The organism is Nonomuraea maheshkhaliensis (assembly GCF_039529435.1).
GTDB lineage: Bacteria > Actinomycetota > Actinomycetes > Streptosporangiales > Streptosporangiaceae > Nonomuraea > Nonomuraea maheshkhaliensis.
In genome coordinates, this window is sequence record NZ_BAAAMU010000024.1 from 107,795 (window position 1) to 118,150 (window position 10,356).

The following is a 10,356-nucleotide window of genomic DNA, read 5'->3' on the forward strand; positions in this document are numbered from 1 at the left end:
GCTCCCAGCCCGGGTACGGCCAGCCCGGGTACGGCCAGCAGCCCGGCTCCCAGCCCGGGTACGGCCAGCCCGGGTACGGGCAGCAGAACCCGTCCGGCCAGCAACTCCCCTACGGCCAGCTGCCCCACTCGGCCCCGAGCTACGGACAGCCCCCACCTGGATACGGCCAGCCCGGCTACGGCGGCCAGCCCGGCTACGGGCAGCCCGGCTACGCGCAGGGCCGCGGCGAGCCGTACGTGCCCGGCAGGTTCGGCCCCCGCCCCGGCACCGACGACACCACCATGGCCATGCTGGCGCACCTGCTCGGCCTGCTCGTCTCCTGGATCGGCCCGCTGATCATCTACCTGATGAAGAAGGACGAGGCCCCCTACGTCAGGGACCAGGCGGCGGAGGCGCTGAACTTCCAGATCACGATGTTCATCGGCTACCTCGTCGCCGGCATCCTGACCGTCATCTTCATCGGCGTCCTGCTGCTGCCGGTCATCTGGGTGCTGTCGCTGATCTTCCACATCCAGGCGGCGGTGGCCAGCAACAAGGGCCAGCCGTACCGCTACCCGTTCTCCATCCGGATGATCTCCTAGACCAGGAGGTCCCTGACGAGGGCGTCGGCGAGCAGCCGTCCCTGGAGGGTGAGCACCATCAGGCCCGCCTTGAACGGCTCGGGCTCCAGCAGCCCGCGTGCCAGGGCGCTCGCCACGGCGGGGCGGGCGGCCGGCGCCACCCGCGCCAGCGGGTAGCCGGAGGACAGCCGCAGCTCCAGCATCAGCCGCTCGGCGTCGCGGTCGTCCTGGCCGAGCACCTCGCGCGCGTGAGCGGGTGAGGCGCCGCCGGCCAGGCGTTGCGCGTAGGCGGCCGGATGTTTGACGTTCCACCAGCGGGTGCCGCCGACGTGGCTGTGGGCGCCGGGGCCGGCGGCCCACCAGTCGCCGCCGGTCCAGTAGAGCAGGTTGTGCCGGCAGCGGGCGGCGTCGTTCACCGCCCAGTTGGACACCTCGTACCAGCGCAGACCGGCCCCGGAGAGCAGTTCGTCGGCGATGAGGTAGCGGTCGGCGGCCACGTCGTCGTCGGGCATGGGCAGCTCGCCGCGCCGGATCCTGGCCGCCAGGCGGGTGCCCTCCTCGACGATCAGCGAGTACGCGGACACGTGGTCGGGCCCGGCCTCGATCGCCGCGGTCAGCGAGGCCCGCCAGTCGTCGTCGCTCTCACCCGGCGTGCTGTAGATCAGGTCGAGGTTGACGTGGTCGAACCCGGCCTGCCGGGCCTCCTTGACGGCCGCCGCGGCCCGGCCGGGCGTGTGTTGCCGATCGAGGACCCGCAGCACGTGCTCGCGCGCGCTCTGCATGCCGAAGCTGATCCGGTTGAACCCGCCGTGGCGGAGTTTCTCCAGGTATGACGGGTCGACGGACTCGGGGTTGGCCTCCGTGGTGACCTCAGCCCCCGGCGCCAGCCCGAACTCGGAGTCGATCGCGGCCAGGATCCTGGCCAGGTCCTCGGGCGGCAGCAGGGTGGGCGTGCCCCCGCCGAAGAACACCGTCTCCACCGGCAGCTCGGTGGCGCCCAGGACGCGGCGGGCCAGGCGGATCTCCGTCACGACCGTGTCGGCGTAGTCGTGGTGGGAGGCGCCGGGGCCGAGCTCGGCGGCGGTGTAGGTGTTGAAGTCGCAGTAGCCGCAGCGGGTCACGCAGAACGGCACGTGCACGTAGAAGCCGAACGGGCGCTCGCCGAGGCCCCGGAGGGCGCTGTCGGGCAGTTCGCCCGAAGTGGGCGCGGGATCGCCGTCAGGCAGGGTGGATGGCACGCTACCAGTTTGCCCGCCTCCCAAGAGTGCTCCAATCCGACTGCAAGTCACGCCATGTCCACTGATGTCATACCGGCGAAGGGGGAAACATCATGGCGGGCATCGGCATCGTGGGGGCGGGGATCTCGGGGCTCACCCTCGCGCTGCGGCTGCAGCAGCTCGGCGTCGAGACCACGCTCTACTGCGAGCACGGGGCCGAGTCGATCCGTACGGGGCGGCTGCCCAACACCGTGGCCAGAATGGGCCACACGCGGGAACGGGAGCGGGAGCTGGACAGCGTCCACTTCCGCGACCCCGGGTGCCTCATGAACTCCGCCACGCTCTCGATCAAGGGCGATCCGCCGCTGGAGTTCACGGGATACGTGAGCGAGCCGTTCCACGCCGTCGACTTCCGGCTGCTGCTGCCCGCGTTCATGGACGACTACGCCGAGCGGGGCGGCGAGATCGTGGTGGCGGGCACGGAGCCGGACGCGGCGCAGGTGGATCGCTGGTCGCGGGGGCACGAGCTGATGGTGGTGGCGGCGGGACGGCGTTCGGTGGCCGAGCTGTTCCCGCGCGATCCGGAACGTTCCCCGTACGACAGACCGCAGCGCAGGCTGGCCGCCGGGCTCTACCGCGGCATCGACCTGCCCACCGGCTTCTCCAACAACATCGCCGCCGGGGTGGGCGAGATCTTCCGGCTGCCGATGATGACGCGGGAGGGCGTCATGTCCACCCTGCTCGTCGAGGCGATCCCCGGCGGCCCGCTGGAACCGGTCACCCACATGCCGTGGCACGAGGTCTCCTCCGCCCTGCCAGGACTGATCCGCGAGTACGCGCCACGGCTGGCGGAAGGGCTGGACCCGGCCGAGTTCGGCCTGCTGGGGCCCGACGACCTGCTGCAGGGCGCGATCACTCCCACGGTGCGCCGGCCGGTGGCCGGGCTGCCCAGCGGCCGGATCGCGCTGGCCGTCGGGGACGCCTGGATCGTCAACGACCCCATCACCGGCCAGGGCGCGAACCTGGGCTCCAGATGCGCCTGGATCGCGGCCGACGCCATCGCGGGCGGCGGTCCGTACGACGCCGCGTTCGCCCGCGCCACGGCCGAGCGCATGTGGGAGGCGGCGGCGCCGGTCACCGACTGGACGAACGCGTTCCTGCAGCCGCCGCCCGAGCACGTCGCGCGGCTGCTGATGGCCGCCACGACCAGGCAGGACCTCGCCGACCTGGTGGTGTCGCTGTTCTCCGACCCCGCGTTCGCCTGGGGGCTGCTGTCCTCTCCCGAGGAGATCGCGCGGATCGTTGACGGGGAACCGGAGCCGCTCTACGATCGCGTCTAAATTTATAGGAAAGTTTCCTATACAAGTGGCGCAGTCCCCGGGAGCCGCTCCGTGCGCAAGAAGGTCCTGATCACACTGTCGCTCTTACTCGGCCTCTCGGCGCTCGCCGTGCCCGCCGAGGCCCATACCGGCTTCAAGCGGGTCGCGTACTTCATCCAATGGGGCGTCTACGGCCGGAACTTCCACGTCAAGGACATGGACGTCTCCGGGGCCGCCGCGAAGCTCACCCACCTCAACTACGCGTTCGGATTCGTGAACGCCGAGGGCGGCTGCTACTCGGCCGACCCGTGGGCGGACTGGCAGCGCCCCGTACCGGCCGAGCAGAGCGTCGACGGGGTCGCCGACGCCCCGGGCCAGGCCCTCAACGGCAACCTCAACCAGCTGCGCAAGCTCAAGGCCAAGCACCCCCGGCTCAAGGTGATGATCTCGCTCGGCGGCTGGACCGGCTCCGCGCACTTCTCCGACGCCGTGCTCACTCCCGAGTCCCGCTCCGCACTGGCCGCCTCCTGCATCGACCTGTGGCTGCGCGGCAACCTGCCCGGCCTGGAGCCGGGCGCGGGGGCCGGCGTCTTCGACGGCATCGACCTGGACTGGGAGTGGCCCGGCTCGTCGGGCGCCGAGGGCAACGTCATCAGGCCCGAGGACAAGCGCAACTTCACCCTCTTCGTCCGCGAACTGCGCAAGCAGCTCACCGCGTACTCGGCGAAGGCCCAGCTCACGGCCTTCCTCCCGGCCGCCGCCGCCAAGATCGACGCCGGCTTCGAGGTGCGCGACGTCTTCCGGCAGCTCGACTTCGCCACCGTCCAGGGGTACGACCTGCGCGGCTCCTGGGAGCCCATGACCGGCCACAACGGCAACCTGCTCACCGACCGGCGCGACCCGAACCCGGTCAAATACAGCGTCGACCAGACCGTCCGCGACTACCTCTCCCGAGGGGCGCCGGCCCGCAAGATCGTGGTGGGCGTACCCGCGTACGGTCAGGGCTGGACCGGCGTCACCGCCGGCGGAACCGGCCTCTACCGGCCCGCCACCGGCCCCGCCCCCGGCAAGTGGGCCCCCGGCACCGAGGACTACAAGGACCTGGTCACCAAACCCGGCAAACGCCACCGCGACCTGCGCACCGGGGCGATGTGGCTGTACGACGGGAACGAGTTCTGGTCGTACGACGATCCGGCGGTGATGCTGCAGAAGGCGGCCTACATCCGGCTCAAGGGGCTGGGCGGGTCGATGATGTGGTCGATCGACCAGGACGACTCCCGCGCCTCCCTCACCTCGGCCCTGTACTCGATCCTCCGCTAACCCCGCAGGCCGCGCCCACCCACTCCCCGGGCGCGGCCCTCCCCACGTTCCGGCCACGCCCCCGCAACCCGCCCGTCCAACAGCGACCCACCGTGACGGGCCGGCCACCACCAAGCCGGGCACACCCCGACGACGCAGCCGGGCGCCGCCTCGGCCGCACCACCGCACCGGCTCACACAGCCAGCTCCAACGCGGCGAAACCCATCGCTCCTGGCCCGACCACACCGCCGACCACAACCTGACCGCAGGGCACACCTCACCTGGCCGCATGACCCGGCCCGACCGGACTCAGCGCCGCTGCACGGCCAGACGTGACCCGACCGCACCCCGCCACGCACCCCCCATGGCGATCCATCACAGCCAGCCAGGCACGACCAAGCCGCGCACGACCCGGCCCCGCTCCCAGCACGACCTGGCAACACGACCTGGTCCAGCGCGGCCATTACGCCCAGGTCCAGCCTGACCACGCCGCCAGGCGCAGCCCGACCACACGACCCCACTCGACGAGACCGCACGACCGGGCCCAGCGCAGTCGCACTTCAGGCTCAGGCTGACCCCACAACCGGGTGCGGCCGAAGACCCGGGTGGGCGCTCCACCCCAGGGTGGAGATCCGGGGTCTCAACCCGCAGGCCGATCCGATTCCGGCAGTGTCTCCCTACGGTCGGACCTCGTGAACACCGTGGAGATTTCCCTTCTCGTCCTTCTGGCCCTCCTCCTTGCCGTCTACCGCCAGACCCGAACCCGGCCCGCCTCCCGCATGACGGGAACCCTCGTCACCGCCGCCGCCCTGGTGGTGCTCGGCGTCGATTCCGGCGGGCTCCTCGACACCGGGCAGCCCGCGCTCAGCCTGGCCCTGTTCGCCGTGGAGGCGGTCGCCGCCGTGGCGCTCGGCGCCTGGCGTGCGAGCAGCGTGCGCGTGTGGCTGGACGACGCCGGCATCGCCTGGTCGAAGGGCACGGTCTGGACGCTGCTGGCCTGGCTGGTCTCGATCGCGATCCGGGTCGGCCTCTACTTCGCGGGGACGGCTGCCGGTCTCTCCGTCTCGACCGGCAGCGCCCTGCTGTTTCTCGGCCTCACCCTCGGCACCCAGGCGTACCTCGTCGCACGCCGGGGCCGGGCGCTGACCGGCGACCGGATACTTTCAAAAGGTGATGCGTGAGCTGTCCAGGTTTGTCCCGGTCGCATTGCGGCTGGGGGTGATCGTGCTGCTGATCGTGGCGCTGGTGCGGGCGACACCCGCGCCGGGCCTGACCGGCATGCCCCTGGTCGTCACTCTGCTGACCGTCGCACTGGCCCTCTCCCTCCTGGCCGTCCTGTTCCTGTCACACCCTTGGAGCCTCAACCGCAAGGAGAACGGCAGCTTCCACCGCGAGGGGAACGGCGGCTTCCACCGCGAGGGGAGCAACGGCTTCCCCTCGGTCGCACGGCGCAGCACCAGCACCGGCCCGCCGTCCCCGCAGTCCGGAAGTCCGCTCCCGATCGCAGGGCAGGACACCAGCCCGCGCCGGCTCACCGGGCATCCCCTCCCAGTCGCACAGCGGCGCGCCAAACGCTCACACTCGCCGACCGGAGGCTCCCTCCCAGCCGCGTGGCGCACTGTACGCACGCACTTGCCGACCGGGCGCTCGCTCCTGACCGCGTGGCGGTCCCCACGCACCCGCTTCCCGGCCAGCGTTCCCGCCGTATGGCGCACCGTACGCGCCCGCTTCCCGGCCAGGCTCCAGAGCGCATGGCGCACCGTGCGCACACGGCTCTCGTCCAGCCGCCCGAGCGGGTGGCGCAGCGAGCGCACGGAGGATCGGCCGGCCGGAGGTCTTCTCTCGGAGGCGTGGCGGAGGATGCGCCGGTCAGGGGCGAGCATGTCGCAGCTCGCCACGACGATCGCACTCGGCCTCGCGGTGCTCCTCTCCATCGCCCTGAACTCCGTCACGCACAGCGGGGCCACGATCGGCTCGCTGCTCGTGAGCATCAGCCTGGCGGTGAGCCGCCTGCCCTTGGGGCGGGCGCTGGCGATCGCACTGCTGGCCGTCGCCGGGCTGATCGTGGCGGGCGGGATCTCCGGCGCGCCGGTGCAGGACCTCACGCTCGTCCTCAGCGTCTGTCTGATCTTTCTGGTCACGTACGCGGGCAGACAGCGCAAGGCCGCAAGGGCCGCCGAGGCCAGGGAGGCTGTGCTCGCGGAGAGAGCCCGGATCGCCAGGGAGATCCACGACATCCTCGCCCACTCCCTCTCCGCCCAGCTCGTCCACCTGGAAGGCGCCAAGCTGCTGCTGCGCGCGGAGCGTACGGCCGAGGCGCTCGACCGGGTCACCCACGCCCGCGACCTGGCCAAGGCAGGGCTTGAGGAGGCCGGCCGGGCGGTGTCGGCGTTGCGCGAGGACCCTCCGGAGCTGCCCGTGGCGCTGCGCTCGCTCGCGGAGAACTTCGAGAGCACCACCCACAGACCATGCACGCTGCGCATCTCGGGCCCCGGGCGGCGGCTCCCTCCGGAGACGGAGCTCGCGCTGCTGCGCACCGCCCAGGAGGCCCTCACGAACGTACGCCGCCACGCGCCGGGCAGCCCGGCCGAGGTCGAGCTCGACTTCAGCCCGGCCTGGTGCGACCTGCGGGTCATCAACCCCTCCTCCGCCGGGACACAACCCACCGAGACGGGGTCACCCCGGGCGGGATCGCCTGAGACGGGGTCGCACGGGACAGGATCGACCCGGGGCGGGTATGGCCTGGTGGGTATGCGTGAACGCGCCGAACTCCTCGGCGGCACGCTGTCGGCGGGCGAAAGCGACGGCGTCTTCCTGGTGCACCTGCGGGTGCCGGCATGAGTTCTCCCCCTCAAGGTGCCGGCATGAGCCCTTCGCCTCGGGGTGCCGGCATGAGTCTTCTCCTCGGAAGCGCGCCTGCCGCCACCACCCCTCCTCCCCTCGCCTCGGATGTCGCGCCCCGCTCGGCACCGGGGCCAGGGATGACGATGGAGCCAAGGGGTCTGGCCTTGGGCGTCGCGGCATGAGCGGCAAGGTCGTCGGTGGCGGAATCGGGATCGAAGGGAACGGGATCAAGGAGGTGCTCCACCGGTGATCAGGGTGGTGGTGGTCGACGACCAGGCGGTGGTGCGGGAAGGGCTGGTGCTGCTGCTCGGGTTGTTGCCGGGGATCGACGTGGTCGGGTCGGCGGGCGACGGTGAGGCGGCGCTGCGGCTGGTCGGCGCCGAGTCGCCGGACGTGGTGCTGATGGACCTGCGCATGCCGCGCATGGACGGCGTGGAGGCGACCGCACGCATCCGCGCCGCCCACCCCGGCACCCAGGTCGTCGTGCTCACCACGTATTCGGACGACGAGTCGGTCTTCGCCGCGTTGCGTGCGGGCGCGCGCGGCTTTCTCACCAAGGACGCGGACGCCGACGACATCGCCTCGGCCGTGGCCACGGTGATGCGCGGCGACGCCCAGCTCGACCCCACGGTGCAACGCCGCCTCCTGGACACGATCTCCCCTCCCTCCCCGGATCAGGCGACCGCCCGGAAGCCGTCCGGCGAACCGGCCCGCACCACCTCCCAGAAGCCGTCCGGCCAGCCGGCCCACGCCTCCGACCAGCCGCCGCCCGACGAGCCGACCCGCCCTGCGAGCACGACGAAACCCGGACCGGCGGATCGCCGAGGCGGCGAGTCGCCTGACGGGCTCACCCCGCGCGAGAGCGAGGTGCTGGCCCTCATCGCCGAAGGCCTGTCGAACGCCGAGATCGCCCTCCGCCTCTACATCACCGAAGCCACCGTCAAGACGCACATCAACAACCTCTTCGCCAAGGCCCACCTCAGGGACCGGGCCCAGGCCGTCACGTACGCCTATCGTCACGGCCTGGCCGGCCCGCATTGAGCTGCGACTCCTCGTCGAAGCCGGCCAGCTGTAACAACGTCTCCAGCGCCGCCTGCCTGGTCTCCTCGACCGAGTCTCCCCGTTCGCCGAAACACTCGGCCGCCACGTCGAGCAGCGCCGTGACCACGGCCGCGTCCGGGTAGGGCACGTCAACGAGAACGGTGCCGTCGTCACCCTCCTCGCCTTCGCCCACATGGAGCTTCAGCAGCCGCCGAGTCTCCTCGGCCACAGCCACCCCCAGCACCGCGGCCCGCTCGAATCGCTCAGAAGCAATCACGTCACCCTCCAGTAGCACAGGTGTTCGGAATGAAAAGGTAGAGGGTGGCACCGACAGAATCCCTTGCGTCACCGGGGATCCCGCCTTTCACCCTCCGTCCCGGCCCGCAATCCGCGCCCCGCCGAGCCCCGTTCGCCTCCCGCCGGACCGCAAAGGACCGCCGCGCGCTCCGCCGCGACGATGGATACGCTCGAACGATGTACGACCCGATCATCAGCACCGAGGGCCTCATGGTCGAACTGGGCGGCAACCTCGTGCTCCGAGACCTGCGCCTGACCGTCTTCCCCGGCGAGATCGTGGCGGTGGTGGGCCCCAACGGCTCCGGCAAGTCCACCCTCCTGCGCTGCCTTGCCGGTCTCCAGCCGGCCACCTCGGGAGAGGTCCGGGTGTTCGGCGCGCCTCCGGCCGACGACGCCGCCTTCTGGGGGCGCGTCGCGCTGCTGGGTGACGAGCCCGCCTGGTATCCGGGGCTCACGGCGCGCGAACATCTGGAGCTGATGAGGGCCGTGCACGCCCGTTCCAGGATGACGGTGGATGCGGCGATGGAGGCGTTCGCGCTGACGGAGCGGGGCGACGCGTCGCCGCTGAACCTGTCCACCGGCCAGCGCCAGCGCCTCTGCCTGGCCGCCGCGCTGCTCAGGCCGAGCACGTTGCTGCTCCTGGACGAGCCGGAACGCGGCCTGGACGCCGCCTTCCGCGACCGCCTGACCGGCCTGCTCGGCGCGTACGCGGACGAGGGCGGCACCGTCGTCATGGCCACGCACGACCAGGGCCTGGCCGCCCTGGCCCGGCAGATCTCCCCGGCGGGGGCGGACGCATGAACCACCAGCACAGCCGCGTGAGCGGGCCGGAGGCGAGTGTACGGGCGGTGCGGGCGTACATCCGCTCCCGAGGCCGCGCCCCCGCCACCCTGATCGACCGCTACGCCGCCGTCTTCGGCCTGGCCATGATCGTCGCCGTGCTCGGACGCCCGCTGTCCGGCCTGCTCACCGGCCTGGCCGGGCCGATCGACCCGGTGCGGGCGGGAGCGGGTGCGGCGCTGCTCGCGCTGGCCGTGGCCGGCTTCCTGGCAGCGGCCCGCGCGGCGGGACCCGTGCTGCTGCCCGCCTCCGACGCGTCATGGCTGCTGCTCTCCCCGCTGAACCGGCGTCACCTCCTCGGCCGGACGGCCCGCGCGCTGGGCGTGGTCGCCCTGGTGGCGGGCGTGCTGCTGGGCGTGGGGCTGCTGGCCGTGCTGGGCGCGCCCGACCAGCTCGTGTGGCGGCTGCTCGGCGCGCTGGTGCTCGGCGTGTCGGTGACGGCGGGCGGGATGGCGCTGGCCGCCCTCGGGCAGGTCTCCCAGTCCTGGCAGATCTGGCTGACCGGCGCGGTGGCGGCGCTGTTGGTGGTGGCCGTGGTGGCGGTGAGCGGGCAGCTCCGTACGGTGGCGGCGATCGCCGCGAGCGCTCCGCTCACCGCTCTCGCCGCCGCCGTGTCGGGGGCCGCGGTGCTCTCCGCCCTGCTGGTACGGCAGGCGTGGACCTCGCTCGACCGCATTCCCACCCGTACCCTCACGAACGCCTCGACCCGGGCCGGTCACGTGGCGCGGGCGACCGTCTCACTCGACCCCGGCGCGCTCACCTGGATCGCCGAGGACAACCGCTGGCGGGCCAGGCGGCTCGGCTCCAGGCGGTGGCCGTCGCTGCCCGCGCCGTTCGCGCTGGCCTGGCACGACTGGCGCAGGCTGCCCCGCACCCCGGGACGGCTGGCGCCCGTCGCGGCGACGACGGCGCTGCCCGCGGTGCTGGCTCAGGCGGGTG

General features: G+C 72.3%; 10 protein-coding genes. 8 read left to right on the plus strand and 2 right to left on the minus strand.

What is annotated here, in order from left to right; genetic code table 11:
- Nucleotides 1-581 (plus strand): DUF4870 domain-containing protein (locus tag ABFX54_RS18770; protein WP_346106430.1); only part of this gene is annotated, 581 nt, incomplete at its 5' end.
- Here the strand turns inward: ABFX54_RS18770 and hemW are convergent.
- On the minus strand, nt 578-1,798 hold the full coding sequence (hemW, locus tag ABFX54_RS18775; protein ID WP_346106432.1) for a radical SAM family heme chaperone HemW: 1,221 nt from the start codon (nt 1,796-1,798) through the stop codon (nt 578-580). The genes ABFX54_RS18770 and hemW overlap by 4 nt on opposite strands.
- Nucleotides 1,799-1,890: 92 nt before the next feature.
- Here hemW and ABFX54_RS18780 point away from each other — a divergent pair, with 92 nt between their 5' ends.
- The 5 genes from ABFX54_RS18780 to ABFX54_RS18800 all read left to right on the plus strand — a co-directional run bounded on the left by ABFX54_RS18780 (nt 1,891) and on the right by ABFX54_RS18800 (nt 8,280).
- Nucleotides 1,891-3,117, plus strand: a complete 1,227-nt coding sequence (locus tag ABFX54_RS18780) for a styrene monooxygenase/indole monooxygenase family protein (RefSeq protein ID WP_346106434.1) — start codon at nt 1,891-1,893, stop codon at nt 3,115-3,117.
- Nucleotides 3,118-3,168: 51 nt separating this feature from the next.
- Complete coding sequence (locus ABFX54_RS18785) at nt 3,169-4,416, plus strand: glycoside hydrolase family 18 protein (protein WP_346106435.1); 1,248 nt, start codon at nt 3,169-3,171, stop codon at nt 4,414-4,416.
- 671 nt (nt 4,417-5,087) lie between these two features.
- Nucleotides 5,088-5,576 carry a hypothetical protein gene (locus ABFX54_RS18790; protein ID WP_346106437.1) on the plus strand — a complete coding sequence of 163 codons (489 nt, stop codon included), beginning with the start codon at nt 5,088-5,090 and terminating at the stop codon, nt 5,574-5,576.
- On the plus strand, nt 5,569-7,236 hold the full coding sequence (locus ABFX54_RS18795; protein ID WP_346106438.1) for a sensor histidine kinase: 1,668 nt from the start codon (nt 5,569-5,571) through the stop codon (nt 7,234-7,236). Before ABFX54_RS18790 ends, ABFX54_RS18795 begins: the two co-directional genes overlap by 8 nt.
- Before the next feature lie 249 nt (nt 7,237-7,485).
- Nucleotides 7,486-8,280: a response regulator gene (locus tag ABFX54_RS18800; protein ID WP_346106440.1), complete on the plus strand. Its 795-nt coding sequence runs from the start codon at nt 7,486-7,488 to the stop codon at nt 8,278-8,280.
- Here the strand turns inward: ABFX54_RS18800 and ABFX54_RS18805 are convergent.
- Nucleotides 8,240-8,557, minus strand: coding sequence for a hypothetical protein (locus ABFX54_RS18805; protein ID WP_346106442.1), 318 nt, complete (start codon nt 8,555-8,557; stop codon nt 8,240-8,242). The genes ABFX54_RS18800 and ABFX54_RS18805 overlap by 41 nt on opposite strands.
- Before the next feature lie 197 nt (nt 8,558-8,754).
- Between ABFX54_RS18805 and ccmA the strand changes: the two genes are divergently transcribed.
- The gene (gene ccmA, locus ABFX54_RS18810; RefSeq protein ID WP_346106444.1) at nt 8,755-9,378 is read left to right on the plus strand and encodes a heme ABC exporter ATP-binding protein CcmA; all 624 of its coding nucleotides are present in this window, start codon (nt 8,755-8,757) and stop codon (nt 9,376-9,378) included.
- The coding region (locus ABFX54_RS18815) for a DUF6297 family protein (RefSeq protein ID WP_346106446.1) at nt 9,375-10,356 on the plus strand (982 nt) is incomplete at its 3' end. The genes ccmA and ABFX54_RS18815, both read left to right, overlap by 4 nt.

Excerpts from the sequence above, each read along its gene's own strand:
- ABFX54_RS18795 (WP_346106438.1), top strand. The coding sequence starts at position 5,569 with ATGCGTGAGCTGTCCAGGTTTGTCCCGGTCGCATTGCGGCTGGGGGTG.
- ABFX54_RS18780 (WP_346106434.1), top strand. The coding sequence starts at position 1,891 with ATGGCGGGCATCGGCATCGTGGGGGCGGGGATCTCGGGGCTCACCCTC.
- ccmA (WP_346106444.1), top strand. The coding sequence starts at position 8,755 with ATGTACGACCCGATCATCAGCACCGAGGGCCTCATGGTCGAACTGGGC.